Annotated in this window: 20 protein-coding genes and 1 pseudogene; 19 read left to right on the forward strand and 2 right to left on the reverse strand. The window is 68.4% G+C overall.

Annotated features, from left to right (window positions below):
• Nucleotides 1–319 precede the first annotated feature (319 nt).
• The 8 genes from V9G04_16510 (at nt 320) to V9G04_16545 (ending at nt 11,650) form a co-directional block, all read left to right on the forward strand.
• On the forward strand, nt 320–1,003 hold the full coding sequence (locus V9G04_16510) for a lysophospholipid acyltransferase family protein (GenBank protein MEI2714844.1): 684 nt from the start codon (nt 320–322) through the stop codon (nt 1,001–1,003).
• A gap of 7 nt (nt 1,004–1,010) precedes the next feature.
• Nucleotides 1,011–1,343: a hypothetical protein gene (locus tag V9G04_16515; GenBank protein ID MEI2714845.1), complete on the forward strand. Its 333-nt coding sequence runs from the start codon at nt 1,011–1,013 to the stop codon at nt 1,341–1,343.
• 81 nt (nt 1,344–1,424) lie between these two features.
• Nucleotides 1,425–3,515: a hydantoinase/oxoprolinase family protein gene (locus tag V9G04_16520; protein ID MEI2714846.1), complete on the forward strand. Its 2,091-nt coding sequence runs from the start codon at nt 1,425–1,427 to the stop codon at nt 3,513–3,515.
• Nucleotides 3,512–5,428, forward strand: a complete 1,917-nt coding sequence (locus tag V9G04_16525) for a hydantoinase B/oxoprolinase family protein (GenBank protein ID MEI2714847.1) — start codon at nt 3,512–3,514, stop codon at nt 5,426–5,428. The genes V9G04_16520 and V9G04_16525 overlap by 4 nt, the downstream gene beginning before the upstream one ends.
• A gap of 166 nt (nt 5,429–5,594) precedes the next feature.
• On the forward strand, nt 5,595–8,705 hold the full coding sequence (locus V9G04_16530) for a M14 family zinc carboxypeptidase (GenBank protein ID MEI2714848.1): 3,111 nt from the start codon (nt 5,595–5,597) through the stop codon (nt 8,703–8,705).
• Nucleotides 8,706–8,833: 128 nt separating this feature from the next.
• Nucleotides 8,834–9,766, forward strand: coding sequence for a carbamate kinase (arcC, locus tag V9G04_16535; protein ID MEI2714849.1), 933 nt, complete (start codon nt 8,834–8,836; stop codon nt 9,764–9,766).
• Nucleotides 9,767–9,780: 14 nt separating this feature from the next.
• On the forward strand, nt 9,781–10,887 hold the full coding sequence (locus V9G04_16540; protein MEI2714850.1) for a ring-opening amidohydrolase: 1,107 nt from the start codon (nt 9,781–9,783) through the stop codon (nt 10,885–10,887).
• 97 nt (nt 10,888–10,984) lie between these two features.
• A complete protein-coding gene (locus V9G04_16545; protein MEI2714851.1) occupies nt 10,985–11,650 on the forward strand; it encodes an Ig-like domain-containing protein in 666 nt (221 codons plus the stop codon).
• A 51-nt stretch (nt 11,651–11,701) separates the two neighbouring features.
• Here V9G04_16545 and V9G04_16550 read toward each other — a convergent pair whose 3' ends face one another.
• Nucleotides 11,702–12,883, reverse strand: coding sequence for a CoA transferase (locus V9G04_16550; GenBank protein ID MEI2714852.1), 1,182 nt, complete (start codon nt 12,881–12,883; stop codon nt 11,702–11,704).
• Between the two features lie 65 nt (nt 12,884–12,948).
• On the opposite strand from V9G04_16550, the gene V9G04_16555 reads away from it, so the two are divergent.
• The 11 genes and pseudogenes from V9G04_16555 to V9G04_16605 all read left to right on the forward strand — a co-directional run bounded on the left by V9G04_16555 (nt 12,949) and on the right by V9G04_16605 (nt 24,663).
• Nucleotides 12,949–13,740 (forward strand): DUF4129 domain-containing protein, encoded by a 792-nt coding sequence (locus tag V9G04_16555; protein ID MEI2714853.1) that lies wholly within the window; start codon nt 12,949–12,951, stop codon nt 13,738–13,740.
• Nucleotides 13,727–14,206, forward strand: coding sequence for a hypothetical protein (locus V9G04_16560; GenBank protein MEI2714854.1), 480 nt, complete (start codon nt 13,727–13,729; stop codon nt 14,204–14,206). The genes V9G04_16555 and V9G04_16560 overlap by 14 nt, the downstream gene beginning before the upstream one ends.
• Nucleotides 14,203–15,183, forward strand: a complete 981-nt coding sequence (locus tag V9G04_16565; protein MEI2714855.1) for a MoxR family ATPase — start codon at nt 14,203–14,205, stop codon at nt 15,181–15,183. Before V9G04_16560 ends, V9G04_16565 begins: the two co-directional genes overlap by 4 nt.
• Before the next feature lie 421 nt (nt 15,184–15,604).
• The gene (locus tag V9G04_16570; GenBank protein MEI2714856.1) at nt 15,605–16,510 is read left to right on the forward strand and encodes a DUF58 domain-containing protein; all 906 of its coding nucleotides are present in this window, start codon (nt 15,605–15,607) and stop codon (nt 16,508–16,510) included.
• Nucleotides 16,507–17,076 (forward strand): hypothetical protein, encoded by a 570-nt coding sequence (locus tag V9G04_16575; protein ID MEI2714857.1) that lies wholly within the window; start codon nt 16,507–16,509, stop codon nt 17,074–17,076. The genes V9G04_16570 and V9G04_16575 overlap by 4 nt, the downstream gene beginning before the upstream one ends.
• A 147-nt stretch (nt 17,077–17,223) precedes the next feature.
• Complete coding sequence (locus V9G04_16580) at nt 17,224–17,697, forward strand: helix-turn-helix transcriptional regulator (protein MEI2714858.1); 474 nt, start codon at nt 17,224–17,226, stop codon at nt 17,695–17,697.
• Nucleotides 17,636–18,127: a hypothetical protein gene (locus V9G04_16585; GenBank protein MEI2714859.1), complete on the forward strand. Its 492-nt coding sequence runs from the start codon at nt 17,636–17,638 to the stop codon at nt 18,125–18,127. Before V9G04_16580 ends, V9G04_16585 begins: the two co-directional genes overlap by 62 nt.
• Nucleotides 18,128–18,194: 67 nt before the next feature.
• Nucleotides 18,195–21,314, forward strand: a complete 3,120-nt coding sequence (locus V9G04_16590; GenBank protein ID MEI2714860.1) for an ATP-dependent DNA helicase — start codon at nt 18,195–18,197, stop codon at nt 21,312–21,314.
• Entirely contained in the window at nt 21,280–21,465 is a 186-nt protein-coding gene (locus tag V9G04_16595) for a PD-(D/E)XK nuclease family protein (GenBank protein ID MEI2714861.1), read from the forward strand. The genes V9G04_16590 and V9G04_16595 overlap by 35 nt, the downstream gene beginning before the upstream one ends.
• Nucleotides 21,466–21,506: 41 nt before the next feature.
• A pseudogene (locus V9G04_16600) lies at nt 21,507–21,851 on the forward strand (UvrD-helicase domain-containing protein).
• A gap of 352 nt (nt 21,852–22,203) precedes the next feature.
• Entirely contained in the window at nt 22,204–24,663 is a 2,460-nt protein-coding gene (locus tag V9G04_16605) for an ATP-dependent DNA helicase (protein ID MEI2714862.1), read from the forward strand.
• 7 nt (nt 24,664–24,670) lie between these two features.
• Here the strand turns inward: V9G04_16605 and deoD are convergent, their stop codons facing one another.
• Nucleotides 24,671–25,384, reverse strand: a complete 714-nt coding sequence (gene deoD / locus V9G04_16610; protein MEI2714863.1) for a purine-nucleoside phosphorylase — start codon at nt 25,382–25,384, stop codon at nt 24,671–24,673.
• Nucleotides 25,385–25,421 lie beyond the last annotated feature (37 nt).

Below are 25,421 nucleotides of genomic sequence, written 5' to 3' on the forward strand. Positions count from 1 at the left end.
CGTAGAACTTCTCCTACGCAGCCCCTCCGGGGGAGGCGGGATGGCTCGGAAACGAGGATCCACACGGTGCGAACCACTTCGGTGGAACGGGCCGCGGTGACAGGCTGACGACGTCGCCGGGATCTGAGGACAAGAGCGCATCGGCCGGAGGCGTCAGCATGATCCGACCACCACGATCAACCGGACTCCGGTCCGCGAGATCACCGATCAATCCGAGCCTCGGTTCGGTGAGATCACCCCGAGAGGCCCTTGTAGCTCATACCTATGAGGGCCTCTCACCTATTTCGGGCACCGCTCCTGGCCCCGTCGCGGACACGGCATGATGGACGCCATGCTCTATGAGCGACTCAGCCGCGTCGTTCCCCCTCTGCTCAAGGCCGTCTATCGTCCTCGCGTCGAGGGGCTCGACAACATCCCCGCCACCGGTGGCGTGATCTTGGCCAGCAACCACCTGTCCTTCGCCGACAGTGTGTTGATCCCTGCGGTCGTGCCACGCAAGGTCGCCTTCCTGGCCAAGTCCGACTACTTCACCGGCACCGGCCTCACCGGCGCGCTCAGTCGCGCCTGGTTCGAGGGGCTGGGGATGCTTCCGGTCGACCGCGACGATCCACGCGCCGCCCTGACCAGCCTGGACACCGCTCTCGGTGTCCTCAACTCCGGCGGCGCGTTCGGGATCTATCCCGAGGGCACGCGTTCGCGCGACGGCCGCCTCTATCGCGGACGCACCGGAGTGGCACAACTTGCGTTGACGGCCCGGGTCCCCATCGTCCCCGTCGGCCTGATCGGCACCGACCGGCTGCAACCTGTCGGGAGTTCGTACGCGCGCCCCTGGGTCCGCGTGAGCATCAAGTTCGGCCAGCCGCTGCACGTGGCCGGCCAGTACGACGGGGTTCCTCCAGGAAAGGCCCGTCGTGAGGTCACCGATGCCATCATGGGTGGCATCGCCGAGTTGACCGGTCAGGAACTGGCCGGTGGCTACAACGAGCGGCCCACAGGTGAGTGAGGATCAGATGAGCGAGCAGGCAACCTACGTGGAGGGCCTGATCGGGCACCTCGAACCCTTCGAGAACAGGCCCCACGCGCAAAAGGTGTTGAAGACCGAGAGCGCCCACGTCGTCGTCTTCGAGTTCGGGGCAGGCCACCACCTGCGCGACCATGCGGCAGCGCACCCCGTGGTGATCCAGGTGGTGCGCGGCCACGCCCGGTTCACCTACACCGAGAACGGCGACGAGCACACCGTGGACCTGCGGCCTGGCGACCTGATCCACCTCACCGCCATGCTGCGCCACGAGGTGCTGGCGGTGGAGCCGACCACGCTCACGGTCACCATGCTGCTCGCCTGAGCATTACCTACCAACGAATCCACGCCCCGTCGGCAGATTGTGCCGTGGTCGGGCAGTTCGCGGGCTCGCTTGACTGGACCAATGGCAGGCACGCAGGCGGGTGCGCGACGCATCCGGATCGGCATCGACACCGGCGGCACTTTCACCGACGTGGTCGCCTTCGACGAGGGCTCCGGCAGAGCCGTCACCACCAAGACTCCGAGCACGCCGAGCAACCCGGCGGACGGCTTCCTGGCAGGCATCGACAAGATCCTGGACCTGATCGAGGGCGCGTCGTACGACGACATCGCCGCGGTCTCACATGGCACCACCGTCGCGACCAACCAGTTGTTGGAAGGCAAGGTGGACGCCCTCGGGTTCATCACCACCGCCGGCTATGAGGCGATGCTGGAGATCGCCCGCCAAAGCGTGCCGGACGGGTACGGCAACTCGTACTTCTGGGTCAAACCGGACCGGATCGTGCCCCGCCACCTGGTCAGGGGGGTCGAGGGCCGCCTCGACTTCACCGGCGCCGAGGTGCGCCCCTTCGACGACGAAGCAGCACGTGCCACGGCCCGGTGGTTCAAGGACCAGGGCATCGACACGATCGGCGTGTGCTTCCTGCATGCGTACGCCAACTCGGACCACGAGGATCGGATGCGCGCGATCCTGGCCGAGGAGCACCCCGAGGCGGTCGTGAGCGTGAGCAGCGAGGTGTTGCGCGAATATCGCGAGTACGAGCGGGCGATGACCACGCTCGTCGACGCGGCCGTCAAGCCTCGGCTGAGCAGCTATGTCAACAACATCAAGGCCCGGCTGGAGGAGAAGGCCGGCCGACCCGTCCCGTTCTATGTGATGAAGTCCAACGGCGGCGTGTTGTCGGCCGACGAGGTCGTGGGGCAGCCGATCACGACCGTGCTGTCCGGTCCGGCGGCCGGCGCCCTCGGGGCCGCGCTGATCGGCCAGGTCGCGGGTTTCGACAAGGTGCTGACCAGTGACGGCGGCGGCACGTCGACCGACGTGAGTGTGGTGATCGGAGGTGAGCCGACGCTGACTACCGAGGGTTCGGTGGGCGTCTACCCCAGCAAGATCCCGATGATCGACGTGGTCACAGTCGGGGCGGGCGGTGGCTCCATCGCCCACCTCAGCCCGGAGGGCACGCTCAAGGTCGGTCCACAAAGCGCCGGTGCCGACCCGGGCCCCATCTGTTATGGCAAGGGCGGCACCGAGGTCACGATCACCGACGCCCACGTGTTCCTGGGCCGCATCCCACCCCACCTTCTGGGCGGTGAGATCCCGCTCGACACCGCCTCGGCAACGGCTGGCATCGAAGCACTCGCCGAGCGGCTGGCCCTGCGCCCCGAGGCATGTGCCGCCGGCATCTTGGAAATCTCCGCGTGGAACCAGGCCAACGCCCTGCGCCAGGTCACCGTCAAGCGTGGGTTGGACGTACGCGACTTCGCCCTCACCACGTTCGGCGGCTCCGGGAGCCTGCTGTTGTGCCGGCTGATGGACATCCTCGGCATCCCGACGGTCCTCGTACCCCCGAACCCCGGCAACGTCAGCGCGTTCGGGCTGCTGACCGTCGACGTGAAGAACGACTACGTGCAGACCCACGTGGTCTTGCACGACCGACTCGACGCGCCCGCGCTCGCCCAGGTGTACGACGACCTGGCCGGCCATGCCGCGCAGGCGCTGACCAAGGAGGGCTTCGCCGAAGCCGAGCATGTCTTCGCCCGCACCGCCGACCTGCGCTATTTCGGCCAGGCCTTCGAGGTCCGGGTGGCGGTGCCCGAGGGTGCGTTGGACCAGGCTGCCCTGGACTCGGTCGCGGACGCCTTCCACGCCGAACACAAGACGCTGTACGGCTACGACTTCTCCGGCGATCCGACGCAACAGGTCGAGTGGGTCAACCTGCGGGTCTCGGGGATCGGCCCGATCCAGCGTCCCGAGATCGCCCGCGTTGCCGCGACCGGCGAGCCGCGTGCGAGGGGCGTACGCCAGGTCTGCTTCGACCCCGACGAGGGCTACGTGGAGACGCCCCTGCTGTGGCGACCCGCACTCGCCCCTGGAGAGCAGATCAGCGGTCCCGCGATCATCGAGGAGTTCGGCTCCACCGTGCCGTTGCACCCCGGGTTCGTCGCCCGCATCGACGACTTCGGCAACATCATCGTGACCAAGGAGCAGCCGTGAGCCGCCGCGCCCCTACCGACTTCCCCTACGCTTTCCTCACCGACGACGCCGGCGCGAGCGTCGACCCCGTGTTGGTCGAGATCGTCCAAGGCTCGCTGGCGAGTGTGGAGATGGAGGTCGAGACCGCGATCGCGCGCACCAGCCGCAGCCCGATGATCCGCGACGCGCACGACTTCCGTGCGGGCATCCACGATCGGCTGATGCGCAAGCTGACCGGGCGCTCCTACTCCGCGCTGGTGCATCCGGTCGCCCGCGACTTCCCGCTCGACGAGATGCGCGAGGGCGACGTGTTCTTCCACAACGACGTCTATCGCTCCGAGGGCGGCATCGGGCACCTGCCCGATCTGTGCGTCACCGTGCCGGTGTTCAGCGGCGGGAAGGTCGTGGCATTCGTGCAGGCCTTCGGTCACCACGACGACATCGGGGGAGCGGTGCCGGGTTCGATGCCCAGCGCCGCCACCAGTGTCTTCGAAGAGGGGCTGATGGTCCCGCCGATCAAGCTGTGGGATGCGGGCGTACCCAACCGCAGCGCACTGGCGATCATGACGCGCAACTCCCGGATGCCGGAGTCCCTGGCAGCGGATCTGGACGCCGAGTGCAGTGCCTGTCTGATGGGTGCGCGCCGCCTCGGCGAACTCTTCGACCGTTACGGCGTCGAGACCGTGGAGTCCTGCTTCGACGCGATCCTGCAACGCACCACCGACACCTATAAGCGCGAGATCCTGGCCAAGATCCCGGTCGGATCGTGGGTGTGGGAGGACTACGCCGAGCACGACGGAGTCGACGACCCCAAGCTGCACGCGCAGCGGATCACCCTGACGCGCACGGCGGCTGACGACCCTGAGGGCGAACGCCTGATCCTCGACTTCGAGGGCACCAGTCCGCAGGCCAAGGGACCGATCAACCACTGCGGCGACTACGCCGACGGCGTCTTCTTGAAGAAGTGGCTCGCGCCGATCCTGCGCAACCTTGCCGACACGCCCGAGCGGATGGCCGAACTCGACGTCAACGAAGGCATCGTCCCGCTGATCGAGATGCGGTTCCCCGAGCCGGGCACCTTGCTGACGCCGATCTTCCCGGCCCCGACCAACGCGCGTACGTTCGTGATCTTGCGGCTGCTCGGGGTGCTCGCCGGCGTCGTGGCCAAGGCGGTCGACGGCAACATGCCGGCCGATCAGGAGACCATCCGCTACACCGGCGTCTACGGAGAGGACCGAGACGGGCGCTCCTATCTGATGCGCGAAGTGCTCGGCGGTGGCTCGGGCGGGCGCTACTACGCCGACGGTGAGGACACCATCCACGTCGTGCCCGACAGTCGCAACCTGCCCAGCGAGTTCACCGAGTCGCGCTTCCCGTTCCTGGTCGAGTCGCTCAGCCTGGCGGTGGACTCGGGCGGCGCCGGCAAGTACCGCGGCGGCCTGGGCTACGAGAAGCACATCCGGATGCTCAAGGACGCCCACTTCATGTCCATCGCCGACCGGTCGATCCTGGCCTGCTGGGGGGTCAAGGGCGGCAAGGCCGGGTCACCCTTCCAGGTCACGATCGACCCCGGAGGGCCGAACGAACGCGAGGCCGACGCGCTCGCCGACGCCGATCCGGTCAAGGCCGGTGAGGTGATCCGGATCCGTACGACCGGTGGCGGCGGCTGGGGCGACCCGCTGACGCGTGATCCCGAGTTGGTCGTGCGCGACGTGGTCTGGCACAAGGTGTCACCCGAGGCTGCCTTGCGTGACTATGGAGTGGTGCTCGTCGGATCGCTCGACGAGTTGTCGTACGACCAGGCCGCCACCTCGGCCGAAAGAAGCAGTCGGCACTCCTGGAGCCAGGGTGATGACGCCTTCTTCGACCGCGGGCCGGGCTATGCCGCGCTGGCCGGCGGAGCAGCGTCCGCGACCGTCGACCATTTGAGCTGAAGAACCCCGTGGAGAGTTAAGTTTCAACCGCTGTGGGTCCCTTCGGCTCAGATTCTTCGACCAAAGTCCTAAATTGCCTCGCATATTTCGGAACGGCCTTCCGGGACTGGCGAGTAATAAGCAGTCTGGCGAGTCAAGACCTTGACCCCCATCGAAAAGACTGTCCATGAAGCCCAAGAAGACCCTCGCGAGTCTGTGCGGACTCGCGTTGGCGGCCACCGGGTCGCTCGCCCTCGTCCACTCCGCCACCGCCGTCCCTGGTGCGGCCGAGCCGCCGTTAGCCCGCGAACAGGATCGTCGAGTCGACCAGCAGACTCTCGACCGGGCCAGCAGGGCTCGCGACGCGCAGATCGCCCAGCCTGGAGCGAGCGCTGCCACGTCCGCTCGTGACGACGTGGTGCTGCCGACCTCCTATCCCAGCCAGCCCGCGCTCAACTTCTATCGCGACAACGTCACCGGCCCCAACGGCGAGCCGGACTTCAATACCGAGGTCCCCAACCTCATCAGCCATCCCGACATCGCCCCGTTCCTGACCGACCTGATGCAGCGCAGCAACCGGATCTCGGTGCAGACGGTCGGCCAGTCCACGCAAGGACGCGATCTCTACCTGGTGACCCTGACGGCGCCGGAGACCGAGGCCTTCACGGCGCAGCAGACGGCATGGCGCGACAAGATCCGCAACAGCCCGGCCGAGGCCGCCGCGGACGATGCGCTGCTCGCCGGGTACAAGACCCCCATCTGGATCACCAACAACATCCATGGCAACGAGTGGGAGGGCACCGACGCGGCACTGCGCTTCATCGAGCACCTGGCCACGGCACCGTGGACCGAGGTGGGCTCGATCCTGCGCAACAACCGGATCTACTTCTCGCCGTCGTTGAACCCTGACGGGCGTACGTTGGCCACGCGCGCCACGGCCCTGGGCTTCGACCCCAACCGGGACATGATCACGCTCACCAACCCCGAGCCCGAGTCGTTCGTGGAGACCGCCGATGCCCTCCAGGCGATCTATGCCGCCGACTTCCACGGCTACACCGGTGTACTCCAGATGGAGCCCACCGGCCCGCCGCACGGTTCCAACTACGAGTACGACCTCTACATCCCGCACAACTACGCGTTGGCGCGGGCGGTCGAGGATCACATCGTGGCCGAGGACATCCCGGGCAACACCTACTTCAGCGTCGCCACCCGGCGCGTCGTACCGGAGAACATCGACGCCGACACCGCGCACATCAAGATTCCCTACCGCGACACCCCGTCCGGCTGGGACGACTTCCCGCCGATCTTCACCGCGCAGTACGCCGCGTTCTACGGCGCCATCACGGCCACGGTCGAACTTCCGCTCTCGCGCAACCGGAACGCGTCCAACACCGGCTCCGGTGGTGTGTTGATCAGCCCCGAGCGAGCAGCCGTCAACAGCGAGGTGGCGTACGAGACGATGGAGGCGATCGTCGACTACCTCAACAAGCCCACGACCGCGCGTGATCTGCTCAAGAACCAGATCGAGACCTTCCGTCGTGGTGATGCGGGTGAGAAGAAGACCGCGTTGACCGCGGCCAACATCGCCGACGTCGCCGGGCCTGATGAGTGGAAGTCGCAGTGGGACGTCGCCGACGACCAGGAGGCCGTCACCATGCCGCGCGCCTACGTCATCCCGGTGGGATCGACGCAGCGCTCCCTGACCGACGCCACCCGCCTGGTCGACCGGCTGATCGACGTAGGCATCGAGGTCAAGCGCCTCGACGCCGAGGCGAGCATCGCGGGCACGACCTACCCAGCCGGCTCGTACGTCGTGGACATGCACCAGCCGTTGCGTGGCCTGGCCAACGCGCTGCTCGACCTTGGTGAGGACATCTCGCAGAAGTTGCCGTCGATGTACGACATCTCGGCCTGGAGCCTGTCCTATCTCTGGGGTGCCACGGTCGACAAGGTCGGGCTTACCGAGGACGGCTCCGCCGTTCCCGGCACCCGGGTCAGTCACACGGCGAAGGTAGCCACCATGCCGGCCGGCGGCCACACCACGTTCGACCTGGCCGGTATTGCCGACTATCAGGCGCTCAACGCGCTCCTGGAGGACGATGTCACGGTCTCGATGATCCCGGACGGCTCGGTCGTGATCGGTCCGGAGGATCATGGCGCGGTCGCGGCGGTGTCGCAGAAGTTCGACATCCCGGTCACCGAAGCCTCGGCCGCCGACCTCGCGGCGCTGGCAGACGACGCGACGAAGGGTCTGGCGGACCTCACTGTCGCCTATGCAGGCACCCAGGACGACCGCACCTCGTTGGCTGAGCTCGGGTTCGACGACCTCGTGCAGGTAACCGCGGCGAGCGTGTCCGCTGACCGCCTGGCCGACGCCGACCTGCTCTGGGTCGGCAGCAACTTCAACCCGACGGGTGAGGCGCGAGACGCGGTCACGCAGTGGCTCGCAGCGGGCGGTTCGTTGTTGGGACGAGGATCGGCTGGTTTCAACGCGGCGTCGAGCTTCTCGCTGCTCTCGGCCACGATGGTCGCGGGCAACGGGTCGGGCAACGGCATCGTCGCGCTCGACACGCCGCAGGGTTCTGTGCTGGAGCCGTACGCCCAGGACTACGGCTTCGTCTATCCGGCCGTCTCGTTCACCGAGCTCGCCGACGGGACAGTCGCGGAGCAGTCCTACGACGACTCGTCGGTGTTGCTCGCCGGGCACTGGCGGGAAACGTCCGCGACCAACGGTCCGGCCCAGGCGCGCGGCAACGCCGCGGTGATCTCGCGGGTCAACACCACCACGGGGTCGAAGAGCTTGGTCTTCGGCACCCAGCCGGTCTACCGCAACCACCCGAAGGGGTCTATCAGCCAAGTAGCGCGTGCGCTGCTGTGGGCGTCGGCACCCGGCGAGGAGGTGGTCGCGCCGACGGTGACGCCGACGCCGACCGTGACCCCGACGCCGACGGTGTCCCCGACCCCCACGGTGTCTCCCACGGTGTCTCCCACGGGCACCCCGACGCCCGTGGTCAAGGTCGCGTCGAAGACCAAGCTCAAGGCCAAGGTGATCAAGAAGACCCGCAAGGGCAAGTTGATCATCAAGGTGAAGGCTGCCGGTGAGGTGCCGACGGGCAAGCTGCGAATCAAGCGCAATGGCAAGGTGCTCAAGACGGTCAGGCTGGGCGCGAAGCACCAAGGCAAGCGCGTGGTCAAGGTGAAGTTGCGCAAGGGCAAGAACGCCTTCAAGGTGCGCTACCTCGGCAGCGCCACCGTGAAGCGCAGTTCGTCGCCGGTACGCACGCTGCGCTGGCCCTGACGGGCGCGGTGCCTGACGCCGAGGGGTGAAGGGTGTGCTCTGCTGGCAAGTATTGCCAGCAGAGCACACCCCCACCCGTCGAACTTGTCTGTGGGGCCCGACCTCGGCCGCTCACTAGGTTCGTCTGCATGCGAGTGCTGTTGGCCCTCGGCGGCAATGCGATGACGAACGCCGATGGTCGCGCGCGTCCCGAGGACCAGATCGCGGCTGCCGAGACCGCGATGGCCGCCGTGGCTGATCTGCTGCGGCACGACCACGAGGTTGTGATCACCCACGGCAACGGACCTCAGGTAGGCAATCTGCTGGTCAAGAACGAGTTGGCCGCGACGGTCGTCCCGCCGGTGCCGCTGGACTGGTGCGGCGCCCAGACGCAGGCCACCTTGGGGTTCGTCCTCATGGACGCCCTGGAAGCCGCCCTCGCGCGTGGTGGCACGCAGCGCCGCACGGCCGCGCTGGTCACCCGGGCGCTCGTGGACGCTGACGACGAGGGCTTCCGCCGCCCGACCAAGCCGATCGGACGCTATCTGAACGCCGAGGAGGCTCAGGTGCTGATCGACCACGGCCAGACCTGGGAGGATCGCGGAGACAGAGGGTGGCGTCGCGTGGTCGCCTCGCCGGAGCCGCTGGAGATCCTGGACGCCCCCGCCGTGCTCGCGCTTATCGAGGCCGGCTTCGTGGTGATCGCCAACGGCGGCGGCGGCATCCCGGTCGTACGCCGTCCTGACGGCTCCCTGAGCGGCGTCGAGGCCGTCATCGACAAGGACCTCGGCGCCGCGCTCCTGGCGGACAAGGTCCGGGCCGATGTCTTGATCATCGCCACCGACGTCTCGCAGGCCGTACTGTCGTACGGCACCCCGGACGCGGCACCGCTCGGCGAGGTCAGCGCCGTCCAGATGCGGTCGTACGCGCGCGAAGGTCACTTCGCCTCCGGCTCGATGGGGCCGAAGGTCGACGCAGTGTGTCGTTTCGTGGAGCGCACCGGTCATCGTGGCGTCATCACCAGTCTCGACCAGATCGTCCCCGCGGTCGCCGGGTCCGCCGGCACCGTCGTCCTGCCCTAAGAGAGGAAACACAGATGCCTTCTGCTATCGAGGTACGCAAGGTCCCCATCCACTCCGTCTCCGACGCCTCGGAACTCACCACTCTGATCGACGACGGGGTGATCGCCGCCGACCGGGTCTTCGCGATCATCGGCAAGACCGAGGGCAACGGCGGTGTCAACGACTACACCAGGATCATCGCCGACCGTGCGTTTCGTGAGGCCCTGATCGCCAAGGGCGCCGACCCGGCGTACGTCAAGGGAGTCCCGATCGTGTGGTCAGGAGGCACCGACGGCGTGATCAGCCCACACGCCACGATCTTCGCCACCACCGACGTGCCCGACGACGACCCCTCCAAGCAGGAACTCCGCCTCACGGCCGGCTTCGCGATGAGCGAGGCGATCCTGCCCGAGGAGATCGGCTATCGGCCGATGATCGAGAAGGTTGCTGCCGGGGTGAAGGTGGCCATGGAGAAGGCCGGGATCACCGATCCCAAGGACGTGCACTATGTGCAGACCAAGACCCCGCTGCTGACCATCCACACCATCAGGGACGCGAAGGCGCGCGGCAAGAAGGTGTGGACCGAGCACACTCACGAGTCGATGGACCTGTCCAACGGCACCACGGGCCTGGGCATCGCCGTCGCACTCGGAGAGATCGAGATGCCCACCGACGACGAGATCATGGAGAACCGCGATCTCTACTCTTCGGTCGCCTCCTGCTCCAGCGGGGTCGAGCTTGATCAGGCCCAGATCGTCGTGGTCGGCAACGCCACCGGAGTCGGTGGCCGCTACCGGATCGGGCACAGCGTGATGAAGGATGCGCTGGATGCGGACGGCATCTGGGAGGCCATCCGCGACGCGGGACTGGACCTGCCCGAACGCCCCCACACCCACGACCTCGATGGACGGCTGGTCAACGTCTTCCTCAAGTGCGAGGCCTCGCTCAGCGGAGAGGTGCGAGGTCGACGCAACGCGATGCTCGACGACTCCGACGTGCACTGGCACCGCCAGATCAAGTCGTGTGTGGGCGGCGTGACGGCGGCTGTCACCGGCGACCCGGCGGTGTTCGTCAGCGTGTCCGCGGCCCATCAAGGACCCGAGGGTGGCGGTCCGGTCGCGGCGATCGTGGACCTCGGGTGAGGACCCGGTGACGCGAGGTTAAGAGGGCGGCTGATTGGGTAGAGGGCGAGAGCCGCTCTCCCTGTGGCGGCTCAGCTTTGATGAAAGGACCCATCCCATGCGGATCTCCCGTCTTGTCGCTGGCACGGTCAGCGCCGGCCTTCTCGGCCTCGTTCCCGTCGCTGTTTCTGCCCCCGCGCAGGCCGCGACCGTCGCCACGGCGACCTCGCTCGAGTCCTACAGCAACGCCGTCGAGTTCGGCAACACCGTCACCTTGTCGGGCAACGTGACCGACGCGGCCGGCGGCGGCGTCTACACCGGCACCGTGACCCTGTATGCCATGTCGAGCAAGAACCCGACCTGGGCCGCGGTCGGCACCGACGCGGACGGCGGCTACTTCTCGTTCACGGTCAAGCCGCGCAGCAACACCGCCTACAAGGCCGTGTACGCGGGCGGTGCCTCCACGACCGATCAGTACACCGGCTCGGAGTCTGCTCCCGTCGCCGTCGGTGTCGCACGCAAGGTCACGGTCTCGCTGCTCAGCAAGAGCCTCACCGTGAAGTTGAAGGTCAAGCCCGAGTTCAAGAAGGGCGTCGTCAAGGCCTTCATCAAGAAGGGCGGCAAGTACCGCTTCCTCAAGAAGGTGCGCGCCAACAAGAAGGGCGTGGCGTACGTGAAGCTGCCCGCGCCGCGTCGCGGCAAGAAGCTCTACTTCAAGCTCAAGATCGCCAAGAACAAGCACTACCTCGGCTGGCAGGACGCCTACTACACGTCGGCGTACTGAGTCGACTGAGCCGTGAGCACGAGCCCCGCGCCGGAAGGTGCGGGGCTCGTGTCATTTCTGCGCGTCGGCTTCCAGCCACGCCCGGATCTCGTCGTTGTGCTGCCCCAGCGTGGGCGGCGCCTGGTGATGCGTACGCCCCCCCGAGTGCGCGTTGTCGTCATAACGCAGCGGGGACCCGGGCAGTTGCAGCGGCCCGAGAGTCGGGTGTTCCACGTCGAGCAGCAGACCCTGGGACAGGGCCTGATCCCAGGAATAGACGTCATCGAGGGTGCGTACCTTGCCCGACGGCACCCCGGCCGCCGCGAGCACGTCGAGCCAATGCTCGGCAGGTGCGGCGGCGAAGAGTCCCTCGAGTTTGGCGATCAGGGCATCGCGGTTGGCCACGCGTTCGGAATTGCTCGACAGCCCCGGCTCGGTCGGATCCCAGCCGAAGGCCGTGCACATCGTGCGCCAGAGGTTCTCCGAACCACAGGCGATCTGGATCGGCGCCGTCTGTGTGGTGAAGAGTCCGTACGGCGCGATCGCCGGGTGGTGATCACCCGCGAGTCCCGGCACTTCGCCGGCCACGGTCCACCGGGTGCCCTGGAAGGCGTGCACGCCGATCATCCCGGCCAGCAGTGAGGTGTGGACGACCTTCCCGACGCCCGTCGTCTCGCGTTCGTGCAGCGCGGCCAGCACGCCGAAGGCACCGTTCATGCCCGCGACCAGATCGGCGATCGGTACGCCCACCTTGGTCGGGTGGTCGCTTCCGGTCAGGGACATCAGGCCGCCCTCGCCCTGCGCGATCTGGTCGTACCCCGCGCGCGTGGCCTGCGGTCCGTCGTGACCGAATCCGGTGATCTGCAAGATGATCAAGCGCGGATTGAGTTCGTGCATCCGCTGCTCGGAGAACCCGAGTCGAGCCAGCACCCCGACGCGGAAGTTCTCCATCAGCACGTCGGCGCGTGCGATCAGACGAGCCAGCACGTCGGAGTCCGGAGGGTCCTTCAGGTCCAGCACCAGCGACTCCTTGTTGCGGTTGGCACACAGGAAGTACGTCGACTCGCGCGCGTCGTCAGGACCGACGAAGGGCGGCCCCCAGCCACGGGTGTCGTCACCGGCGGGCGCCTCGATCTTGATCACCCTGGCCCCCTGATCGGCCAACATCATCGCGGCCTGCGGGCCGGCCAGGGCGCGGGTGAGGTCGAGAACGAGCAGATCGGCCAGGGGGCCATCCCGGTCAGGTGTGGGCATGAGCCCAACGTAACCGTTTCCTGTCCCGGCCCGTCGGACCTCTCGCAGCGGGTAGGTTTCGCCCCATGCGCCACGAGCGGGAGTTGCCCCAAGGCGCTCCGCGGCGGGGGCGCGCGGACGTACGAGCGAGTGTCACGGCCGTGTTCGCCGTGGCGTGCGTGACGGTGTGCGGAGTCCTGATCGGATGGGCCGCGCTCGCGGGCCCCTCGGCAGTGCTCACCGGCGACGGGATCGAGCGGGCCAGCCACCAGGTGCAGACGCCCACGACGACGACGACCGCCACCACCACGGCAACCGCATCGCCCGCAGAGTCGGCCGTGTCCGGGGCCTCCTCCAGCGCGCCCTGGCTGGTCGACGTCCTGGCGTACGCCCTCTCGGCGCTGGTGCTGGGACTGATGCTGGTGGCCGCCGTCGCCGCCTTGCGCTGGTTCTGGTCCCAGCGCGGGCGATCGCTGCTCCTGCCGGGTGATCAGATCGACTTCGAGACCCTGGACGTGCCTGCGGCGGCTGCCGTGATTCTCGAAGATGAGGACGTCCAGGCTCTGCTGCTCGCCTCCGGGGAGTCGCGCAACGCGATCGTCGAATGTTGGGATCGCTTCCAGCGGCAGGCCGAGGCCGTGGGCGTCCGCGCGCGAGGGTGGGAGACCTCCTCGGAATTCACCGTGCGCCTGCTGGGCCAGGTGCACGCCGATCCTCGGGCCGTGTCCGAGTTGGCCGAGAGATTCCGGGAGGCTCGGTTCAGCCCACACCCGATCACCGAGGCCGACCGGGCGTCGGCACTCCAGGCGCTGGCGGCGATCCACGCGAGCCTGCGCCGGGTGGCGGCGCAGCGACGGGAGCAGCATGTCGACCCGTGAACTGTGGGTGCGTCGCCTGGTGTTGACCGGCGTGCTGTGGGCGGTGGCATACGTCGCGCTCAGGCTCTTGGAGTTCGCCCCACTGCCGATCCCGCTGGCGCTGGTGGTGCTGGCAGGCATGGCGGTGTGGTGGTTGATCACCGACGTCGTCGCCGATGACGTGGGCGACTGGTCCATCCCCGTCGAGGGCATGTCAGGGGGTGTCGAAGCCCGGGACGACAGGCTGGGCCTCTACTGTCGCCGGATCGAGAGCAACCTGACCGCGCGTACGCCCGACGCAGGCGTGCAAGACCTCCTGCGCACCGTCACCCAGAGCCGCCTGGCGTTGCGTCACGGACTGACCCTGGCGGATCCCGGGGTCGAGGAGATGCTCGGCGCCCGACTCGCGAAGACGCTCGTGGAGCCCCCGCGCCGCATCCCGCTCGCCGAACTCCACGATCACCTCAACAGAATCGAGTCACTATGACCGACGCGATCAGCGTGGCCGAAACCTCCCGGCTCGCCGGTGAGGTCCTCGACGAGGTTGCGAGTGCCGTGCTCGGCAAGCGCGACGCTCTCGAACTGGTCCTGGCCGCGATCCTGGCCAAGGGCCACGTTCTGCTGGAGGACCTGCCCGGCCTGGGCAAGACGCTGGCGGCACGCTCGTTCGCCCACGTGCTCGGACTGGACTTCACGCGCGCCCAGTTCACCCCCGATCTGTTGCCCGCCGATCTCACCGGTTCGTTCGTCTACGACCAGTCCCAGGGCAGTTTCGAGTTCCGCCGCGGGCCGTTGTTCACCGGCCTGCTGTTGGCCGACGAGATCAACCGGACCCCACCCAAGACGCAGTCGGCGTTGCTCGAAGCGATGCAGGAACGTCAGGTCACCGTGGAGGGGGAGACCTTTCCCCTGGCGGATCCGTTCCACGTGCTCGCGACCGCGAACCCGATCGAGTACGAAGGCACGTTCCCGCTCCCGGAGGCTCAACTCGATCGGTTCTTGATGCGGGTCTCGTTCGGCTACCCGACCGCACAGGAGGAGTACGACGTGGTGGCCGCACGAGTGTCCCGAGGTCGCGAGGAGATCCAACTGTCACCTCTGGTCGATGCGGACACCGTACGAGCCATGCAGGCGGCCGTCGAGACGGTCGCGGTCGACGAGTCGGTCGGACGGTATTGCGTCGCGCTCGCCGTGGCGACCCGCTCCCATGGCGACGTCATCACCGGCGCGTCCCCGCGTGGCTCGCTGGGCCTGGTGCTCGCCGCCCGAGCGTTGGCCGTGTTGCGCGGTCGCGACTACGTGGTTCCCGAGGACGTGAAGCGGGTGGCGCCCGCCGTGTTGGGTCACCGGATCACGGTGAAGCCGGAATTGTGGATGACCGAGGCATCGGGGCCTCGGGTCGTACGCGCGGTCCTCGATTCTGTGCCCACCCCTACGCCGCTCGAAGCGGTCGGACGGGATTAGGGCGACCTGCTGATGCAACGCTGGCTGCCCACCGCCGCACTCGGTCGTGCCCTTGCCGTGGGTGCGTTGGGGCTCGTGGGGGCGGTGCTTCTGGGGGACCCGGTGATCGTGGTGCTCGTCACCCCCTTCGCCCTGCACGCATGCCTGGCGATGATCGGCCGCCCGCACTCGCGACCCTCCGTACGCTTCCGGCTCGATCACGCCACGCTGCACGAGGGACAGGGCACGGTGTCCCGGTGCGTCGTGACGGATGCCCGGGGCGTCGAGCGCGCCACTCGCCTGAGTGGTCAGAACGCCCGGCTGGCGCTGCGGCCCGTGCACGGTCTGGTGTCGGCACCGGTGGTGCGCGCGTCGGCAGCCGAGAGCGAACTGGCCGAGCTTCGCCCTGGAGGTGTCGCCCCGGCGCTGGGGTCGTCACCTGATGGGCGGCCAGCGCCTGGGGTTGTGGAGTTCGTGGGCCGGATTTCGCTGGGAGTCCGGTGTGACGGTCGGGCAGTATCTGCGCGCCCTGCCGGTCGCCGCGCCGTTCGACAGCCGGGCACCGATGCCGCCGCCGGAGGGGCTCGTGGGGGCCCATCGGGCGCGTCGCTCGGGCACCGGCACCGAATTGGCGGGCGTACGACCGTTCGCGCCCGGCGATCGGTTGCGGCGGATCAACTGGCCGGTGACCCTGCGCACCGGTGACCTGCACGTGGTCGACACGCTCGCCGAGCAGGATGCCGGGGTGTTGCTGGTGCTGGACGCTCTGGGTGATCACGGCGTGAGTCGGGGAGTCGACGGCTCGGCCAGCACCCTCGACGTCAGCGTCCGGGCCGCCGCCGCGATCGCCGAGCACCTGATCCGTCAGGGTGACCGGGTCGGGCTGCGCATCCTGGGTCGGGTGGGCACGCGCATTCCGGTGTCGAGCGGATATCGCCAACTCACCCGAGTGCGCGAGGCACTCGTCCGGGCGGTGCCCGGCGTGCCGGCCGAGATGCGCGAGGGGGTGCCGCCGATCCAGGTGCCCGACGGGACGATCGTGATCGTGTTGTCCCCGATGCTCGACAACCTCGCCGTCGGCGTCGCGGTCACCTTGATGCGGCGCGGGCTGCCCACGATGGTCGTGGACACGATGTCGGGCCAGGTGTCCCCGGAGGTGGCGCGGGCCACGAGTCCCGAGGTCGCGCGCGCGGCCTGGCGGTTGCGCCTGCTGGAGCGCGAGTCGACGCTCGATCGGTTGGGGCGTTCGGGGTGCCCGGTCGTGGTGTGGCGGGGGCCGGGAACGCTCGATGAGGTGCTGCGCCGGCTCGCCCGGCGGGCGCGGGTGCCCAGGGTCGGTGTGCGATGAGTCAGGTGCTCGAAGGTTCGGTGCAACGATGGTCAGCGTGGGCGTGGGGATGTCGAGCCCTGATCCTGCTCGGACCCCAGGTGGCGCTGTGGAGCACCGGGTTCGCGGGGCAGCGGCCGGCGCCGTGGCTCGCGGTGCTGGTGCTCGGCACCTGCCTGGTGTGGGCGGTGCTGCCCGAGTCCGTGCTGGGTGTCGTCACGCTGGGTCTGGCGATCACCTGGTGGGGAGTGGGTCTGCGTGAGGGCCTCTCCTGGTGGGCACTGGTCGCGACTGCCGGCCTGGTAGCCGCGCACCTCGGGGCGGTGTGCGCGTCGTACGGCCCCCCCGAACTCGCGCCCGATTCGGCTCTGCTGCGGCACTGGGCTTGGCGTGCGCTGGTCCTGCTGAGCCCGGCAGTGGCCGTGTTCGTGGTGTTGGCCGCGATCGGGCGCAGGCCTCCACCGAACGGCTTGTGGCTGCTCGGGCTCGCCACGACGTGTGTGGTGACGACCGGAGCGTTGGTGGCCTACTCGCTCGTACGACAGGCGCCGAAGGCCACCGTGGCGCGCCACGATGTGCGAAAATGAGAACACGTTGCAAAATAGCGAGGTGGCGCTGAGTTCCCCCCGGTCCCCAGCGCCACCGGTTGAAGAATATCGGCAGGATTTTCACAGGTTGCCCTCGGGTGTGAAAGAAGGGATCGGGAGTGCACAAGAACCACCTCGAGTCGCTGGGTGAGGTCGGACGTGCGTGAGCGCGAACTACCCGAGCCGACGCCGTTCTCCAGTGCGTTTGCTGCGGCGGTCGACGCCCGGGGGCTGAGCCTGGAGAAGTTGTATCGGCGCCTCCAGGATGTGGGGTCGCCGGTGTCGATCGCCACCTTGAGCTATTGGCGCGCCGGGCACCGTCGCCCCGAGCAGCCGGCCTCGTTGGAGGCATTGGACGCCCTGGAGGAGATCCTGGGCGTCCCTGCGGGCCACCTGCGTACCAAACTCGAGATGACGCGACGATCTCCTGGGTCGGGAACTCGCAAATCGCTGGACGAGGTGATGCCGCAGGGAGACCGTGTTCGCGAGTTGTTGACCGACCTCGGCTTCCCTCAGACCGTCGAGCTTCCTGGAACTCGCCACGCAGGTCACCGTCGACATGGACGAGCGCGGACATGGCTCGTCCTACACCGCTCGCGGCGTGTTCCGGGGCGTGCGTGACGGCGTGGATCGACTCCCGTTCGTCTTCTGGATGGAGGGCCCCGACGCCGAGTTGCCGAAATTCGAGCCGATGCACGGATGTGAGATGGGCCGCTCGGTCGTCGACGCCGAAGCCGGGATCTATGCGCTGGAGTTGCTGCTCGAAGCTTCCCTCGGGGCGGGGGAGAGCACGGTCCTGGAGCACCGGGTGCACATCCCACGCCAGGCGATGGCCGGGACGTCGTACGAACACGCGCTGGTGCGTCGGATGAACGAGATCTTGTTGTGGGTCCGGTTCCACCCGGACAAGGTTCCCGAACGCGGCGAGGCCTACATCAGGACCGAGGACTCGGAGGAGACCTTCCCTCTCGAGACTGCGGGGCGCCTGTCCATGCACTTCCAGGGCCAGAACGTCGGCCCGGGCCAGGTGGGGATCCGCTGGTTCTGGTGACCGTGTGTGTCGGCTCCTGGCGATCCGCATGGTGTCGACTGTCGGCGCTGGCTGATTGGGTGCTCACATGACCTCCCCGACACCGGCCGCGACCGCGCGCCTGGTCCGTCCTGCGCAGACGGCGACCAGCGTCGTGACGCTCGACGAGCACCAGCAGCGGGTCGTCGAACATCCCGGCGGACCGCTGCTGGTGCTGGCGGGTCCCGGCACCGGCAAGACGACCACCCTGGTCGAGGCGATCGCTCACCAGATCGAGCACAGGGGAGTGCACCCCGATCGCATCCTCGCCCTCACCTTCTCCCGCAAGGCTGCCGAGCAACTTCGGGATCGGGTCACGACGCGGGTCGGACGGACGATGTCGACCACCCTTGCCTCGACCTTCCACTCGTTCGCGTACGCGTTGATCCGGGCGTACAGCCCGACGGAGTTGTACGACGCGCAGCTGCGGCTGTTGTCGGCTCCCGAGGCCGACGTGGTGTTGCGCGAGTTGTTGCGCGATCACGAGGAGTCGGTGACCTGGCCCGACCGCTTCCGCGAGGCCACCCGCACCCGCGGTTTCGCCCGAGAGGTGCAGGCCGTCTTGGGCCGCGCCCGAGAGAAGGGGCTCGACGGTGCTGAGTTGTTGGCGCTGGGTCGGCGCGAGGGTGTGCCCGAGTTCGTGGCGGCCGGCATCTTCTTGGATCAGTACCTCACGATCCTCGACAACCTCGGCGCCACCGACTATCCGGATCTGATCAGGCGTGCCGTCATCGAGGCCGAGATGCACCGCTCGGAGTTGCGTGAGCGTTTCTCGCACGTCTTCGTCGACGAATACCAAGACACCGACCCCGGCCAGGTGGCTTTGTTGCGGGCCCTCGCCGGCGACGGCCGCAACCTCGTGGTGGTCGGGGACCCGCACCAGTCCATCTATGCGTTCCGAGGCGCCGAGGTGCGCGGCATCCTCGACTTCCCCCGGCAGTTCCCGACGGTCAGCGGGGCGCCGGCGCCGACCGTGGTGTTGCGACACACCCGACGGTTCGGTTCGCGACTCCTGCGCGCAGCCGGGGCGGTGTCATCCAGACTGTCGCTCGCGGGCAGCATCTCCGCCGATTCCCTGGCGGACTTTCTCCGCCCCGAAGCCGACCCGCAGGCTGCTCCCGGCACCGTGGACGTGCTCACCTTCGACACCGACCGCGCCGAGGCCGAGCACCTTGCCGACCTGCTGCGCCGCGCGCATCTGGAGGACGGCATCGCCTGGGATCGGATGGCGGTGCTCGTACGGTCGGGACGCGCCACGCTGCCGGCCCTGCGACGAGCGTTGGCGGCGTCCGGGGTGCCGGTCGAGGTGGCGGCCGACGAGTTGCCGCTGGTTCGAGACCCGGCCGTGTTGACGCTGCTCGACGCGCTCCACGCGGTCGTCAATCTCGACAACGAGGATGCCGATTCGCCCGGATTCCTCGACCCGGGGCGCGTCGAGGCCTTGCTGACGTCGCCGTTGGGGGGCCTCGATGCCAGCGACATCCGGGTGCTGGTCCGAAAGCTGCGGGCACGCGCCAAGCAGGAGTCGACTCTTGACTCTGGGACCCCCGCTGTTCCTGGGACCGACGCTCCCACGACGTCGCGAGCACTGCTGCGCGCCAGTCTGGTCACCTCGGGCTTCCTGGAGGGGCTGGAAGGCGTCGAGGTCGAGAAGGCGGCGGCACTGGCCGCCTTGTTGCGCGCCGGGACCGAGCTGCTCGTCGCGCGCGCCACCGCTGAGGAGGTGCTGTGGCAGTTGTGGTCCGAGACGTCGTGGCCGAGTCGATTGCGGCGTCGCGTCGACCAGGGTGGCGCCACCGCACGACGCGCGCATCGCGACCTGGACGCGATCTGCGCGCTCTTCGAGAGTGCCGCGCGTGCCGAGGGCCAGCGTGGCCACAGCGGAGTTGCGCCGTTCTTGGACAGCTTGGCGGCTCAGCAGATCCCGGCCGACACGCTCGCCGAGCGCGGGGTCCGAGGCGGAGCGGTGCGGTTGCTCACGGCGCACCGTTCCAAGGGTCTGGAGTGGGATCTGGTGGTCGTCGCCCACGTCCAGCAAGACGCCTGGCCCGATCTGCGCAGGAGGTCCAGCCTGCTCGGTGCCGATCGGTTGTCCCTGGAGAGTGACGGCTCGGCCGTCGTCGCCGAGCCGCCCAGCGCTCGCACCCTGCTGATGGACGAGCGCCGGCTGTTCTACGTCGCGTGTACGCGTGCCCGGCGCCGCTTGGTGGTGACAGCGGTGCGTTCGGCCGAGGACGACGGTGCGCAACCGTCGCGCTTCCTGCACGAGCTCGACGCGTCGATCGTGCACATCGACGGACGTCCCTCGCGGCCACTTTCGCTGGGTGGGATCGTCGCCGAACTGCGGCGCTGTGTCGCCGATCCTGACGCTTCACCCGCGCTGCGTGATGCGGCCGCCAGGCGGCTGGCGGCCCTGGCGCGAGAACGGTTGGAGGGCCATGCGCTGGCACCCGCCGCCGATCCGGACCAGTGGTGGGGGACCCGGCGGGCCAGCCGCGCCGAGGTTCCCGTACGTCCGACGGACTCGCCCGTGCCGATCTCGGCCAGCATGCTCGACAAATTGCGTCAGTGTCCGGCCGCGTGGTTCTTCGAGCGTGAGGCCGGGGGGTCCTCGGGCGTACATCAGTCGGCCAACCTGGGCCGGATCCTGCACGCGCTGGCCGAACGCGTGGCAACCGGTGATCTGGCCGCGGATCCGGTCGCGTTGATGACCGAGGTGGACAAGGTGTGGGACCGCCTGGCTTTCCGCACGCCCTGGTCACGCAAGCGTGAGCGAGATCGCATGCAGGCCGCTGTCGCGCGGCTGGTCTCGTGGCTGAATTCGAATCCGCGCGGGCTCGTCGGCACCGAGGTCGACTTCAAGGTCGTGGCCGGGACCGGCGCCGACGAGGTGGAGTTGGTGGGCCGAGCCGACCGCATCGAGTTGGACGAGACCGGCACCGCGATCGTCGTGGACTTCAAGAGCGGACGACGCCCACCCACCGGCCCGGAGGTGGTCGGCAATCTGCAGTTGGCGCTCTATCAGTACGCCGTGGATGCGGGTGCGCTCGACCGGCTGGTGGGTCACCAGGTCAGCTTCCGGGGGCGCCGAGCTGGTCCAGTTGGCGTTGCTCGACGGTGGCCCGGACGCGGTGGTGCAAGCACAGCCGGCCCATCAGGAGCATGGTGACGAGCGGGCGGTCCTGCGCGACGAACTCGCCAAGGCGGCTGCCCTGGTTCGCGCGGAAAACTTCCCCGCGCGCGTGGGCCAGCACTGCCGCGACTGCGCGTTCGTGGCGATCTGCCCCGCCAAGAGTGCCGGGTCGGTGACCGTCGGATGACTCGGGCGGGGTTCGACAGTGCCGAAGCGTTGGCGGCTCGGATGCGCAGTCATGTGCCGAGCCCGGAACAGTGGGCCGCGATCACTGCTCCGCTGCGGCCCGCGGTGGTGGTGGCGGGCGCCGGATCCGGCAAGACCACCTTGATGGCCCAACGGGTGGTCTGGCTGGTCGGGACCGGGCAGGTGCGCGCCGACGAGGTGCTCGGCTTGACCTTCACCACCAAGGCCGCCGCCGAGTTGCGGCACCGGGTGTTGCAGGCCCTCACAGCCGCGGAGTTGCTGCACCGCAGCGACGACGACGAAGACGCGTTGGAGCCCACGGTCGCGACCTACCACGCGTACGCCTCCTCGTTGCTGCTCGATCACGGGCTCCGGATCGGGCACGAGCCCGACACGCGGGTGATCTCCGATGCCTCGCGATACCAACTGGGTGCGCGGGTGGTCGAGCGGTTCACCGGCGCGATCGAGTTGCTGACCGACCATCCGCCGACGGCGATCCAGAACCTCCTCGCGCTCGACGGTGCGATGAGCGAGCACCTGGTCGAGCCGGAGCAGGTGCGCGCCTTCGACGCCGAGGCGCTCGCCGGTTTCGAGCGGGCGTACGCCGAGGAGGCGGTCGGCAAGGCTCGCAAGACCCACTTGAAAGCTTCTCGGCGCCACGCTCAACGCGCTCGAACGCCGTGGCGAACTCCTGAGTCTGGTGGGGGACTACCGCCGCCTCAAAGACGAGTTGGGACTGATGGACTTCGCCGATCAGATCGCCTTGGCCGCTCGCCTGGTGCAAGAACAGCCGGTGGTGGGTCAGACCGAGCGTGGTCGTTTCAAGGTCGTGCTGCTCGACGAATACCAAGACACCTCGGTCGCGCAGGCGCTGATGCTCGCGCGGCTCTTCTCAGGACCCGACGCGCAGTCCGGTCTCGGGCATCCGGTGATGGCGGTCGGTGACCCCAACCAGGCCATCTATGGCTGGCGCGGTGCCTCGGTGTCCAACATTCTCAAGTTCGAGGAGACGTTCCCCTCCCAAGACGGGAGGTCGCTGCGGCTCCCGTTGACGGTCAACCGCCGCAGTGACGGCCGGATCCTCGACACCGCCAACCTGCTGGCCGAGCCGCTGCTCGCCGCGTACGGCGACAAGGTGGCCCGCCTCGCGGCGCCTGAGGGCGCTGAGCCGGGGCACGTGGACACGGTCGTGTTCCGGACCGCTGCCGACGAACTCGGCTGGCTCGTGGACGAGGTCAAGGCGACCTGTCCCGACGGCATCGGCTGGTCGTCGATCGGTGTGCTCAGCCGCGACAACGCCCAGGCGGAGGAGGTGTACGACGCGCTCACCTCCGGTGGAGTGCCCGTGGAGATCGTCGGTCTGTCCGGTTTGCTGCGGCTGCCCGAGGTCGCGGAGATCGTCGCCACCTTGAGTCTGATGCAAGACGTCACCGACAACGCGTCGCTGCTCACCCTGCTCACGGGTCCACGCTGGGCGATCGGCCCTCGCGACCTGCGCCTGCTGGCGCGGCGGGCGGTGGAGATCTCCGGAGCGAGCATCGGGAAGAAGGCCGACTCCATCGTCAGCCAGTTGCTGCAGATCACCGACGGTGTCGACCCCAGCGAGATGCCCGCACTCAGCGATGCGCTCGAGTCTCCGGGAGAGGCTGCCTACTCGGCCGCAGCACTGGAACGCTTCGACCTGTTGGCAGCAGAACTACGTCGCCTGCGTACCCATGTCGCAGACCCGCTGCTCGACCTGGTCCGGCGCATCATCGACACCACCGGCGTCGACGTCGAACTCGCCGCCGTCACTAATCCGGCCGGTCAGGCACGCCGAGACAACGTCGACCTCTTCGTCAAGGCGGTCGCCGAGTTCCAGTCCCTCGACGGCGACGTCTCGCTGCCCGCCCTGATGGCGTTCCTGACCGCGGAGGACGAGCACGGCAACGGCCTCGACGTGGCCACGCCGACCGCCGCCGACTCGGTCAAGTTGCTCACCGTCCACCGCGCCAAGGGACTGGAGTGGGACCACGTCTTCTGTGTCGGGGTGGGCGAGACCCGCTTCCCCAGCAACCGGTCTCGCACCTTGTGGACCAGTTCGCCGGCCGTACTTCCCGCGCCGCTGCGTGGCGATGCCGTCGACCAACCGCAACTCACCGGTTTTGATCACGCTGCTCTCGACCGTTATCGCCAAGACACCCGAGCACACGACGCCCAGGAGGAGTTGCGGTTGGGGTACGTCGCGTTCACGCGCGCAGCCAGACGGCTGATGGTGACCTCCTATCTCTGGTCGACACGGGCGACGTCGTACGGCCCGTCCGCCTATCAGCAGGTGGTGAAGGACGCGATGAAAGCGTGGGGGGCCGAGCCGCTGCAGTGGCTGGAGAAACCGCCACGCGGGACTCCCAACCCGGTCCTGGCCCAGGACCGTTCGGTGCCGTGGCCGGTGCTGGGTCCCGGGCTGGAGGCGCAGCGTCGACTCGACGCAGCCACGCGTGTGCGCAGTGTCGACCCGACGGCTGCCGACGAGGATCTCGACCTGCAGGAGTTGTCGCTCGTACGAGAGTGGGACGACGAGATCCATCGCCTGCTCACCGAGGCGCGGCGCACCCAGGCGCAGAAGACCGACGTGCCGTTGCCTTCCAGTCTCTCCGCGACGGCACTCACGCGCCTGGCGCACGATCCGGAGGGGCTGGCCGAGGACCTCGTCCGCCCGATGCCGCGACCGCCTTCGCCGCAGGCCAGATTCGGCAGCGACTTCCACGGCTGGGTGGAGGCGAGGTTCGAGCAGTTGCCGCTGCTCGATCCCGACGACTTGCCCGGCCGAGCCGACGCCGGGATCGACGACGACTCCGACCTGGCGGAGGTCATCTCGCGTTTCGAAGCCGGCCCCTTCGCCGACCGGGTGCCGTTCGCGGTCGAGGCGCCCTTTGCCCTGGTGTTGGCCGGCCAGGTCGTGCGCGGTCGCATCGACGCGGTCTATGCCGACGACGACGAGGACGGGCCGGGGTTCTTGCTGATCGACTGGAAGACCAGCCGTTCGGAGTCGGCCGATCCGCTGCAGTTGGCGGTCTATCGGGTGGCATGGGCCGAGTTGGCCGAGGTGCCGTTGGAGCGCGTACGCGCGGCCTTCCACTACGTGCGCACCGGACGCACCGTGGCCCCGGCAGACCTGCCTGACCGCGAAGGTCTCGAAGCCCTCGTACGAGGAGAGTGAGCCTCGCTCAGCGCGCGAACGCGGCCGAGAGGGCGACCTCGACCATGGCGCCGAAGGTCTCCTGACGCTCCTGAGCGGTCGTCTCCTCGCCGGTGACGATGTGGTCCGAGACGGTGCACACCGCGAGCGCGCGGGCGCCGTGCTTGGCCGCGAGGGTGTAGAGCGCGCTGGCCTCCATCTCGACCGCGAGTACGCCGTAGTCGACCATCCGCGAGGCGAGTTCGGGACGCGAGGCGTAGAACGAGTCGCTGGAGAAGATCAGGCCCACGTGCACAGCCGCGCTCTCGGCGCGTGCAGTCGCGGCGTCGTACGCACGGCGGAGCAGGCCGAAGTCGGCCACCGGCGCGTAGTCGAGCCCCTCGAAGGTGATCCGATTCATCGAGGAGTCCGTGCAGGCACCCGAGGCGATCACGAGGTCGCGCAGCGCCACATTCTCAGTGAGGGCACCACACGATCCGACCCGGATGATGGTGGTGACGTCGTAGTCGCGCATCAGCTCGTTGACATAGATCGCCATCGAGGGTTGCCCCATCCCCGACCCTTGGACCGAGACCGCGTGACCTTGCCAGGTGCCCGTGAACCCATACATGCCGCGCACGTCGCTGTAGCAGCGAACGTCGTCGAGGAATGTCTCGGCGATCCACTTGGCGCGCAGCGGATCGCCCGGCAGGAGGACGACGGGGGCGATGTCGCCGGGCGCGGCGCCGATGTGCGTACTCATGCAGGGCAACCTAACGGACGCGACAGCTAGCGTGGGC

The sequence above is a fragment of the Nocardioides sp. genome (genome assembly GCA_037045645.1).
GTDB lineage: Bacteria > Actinomycetota > Actinomycetes > Propionibacteriales > Nocardioidaceae > Nocardioides.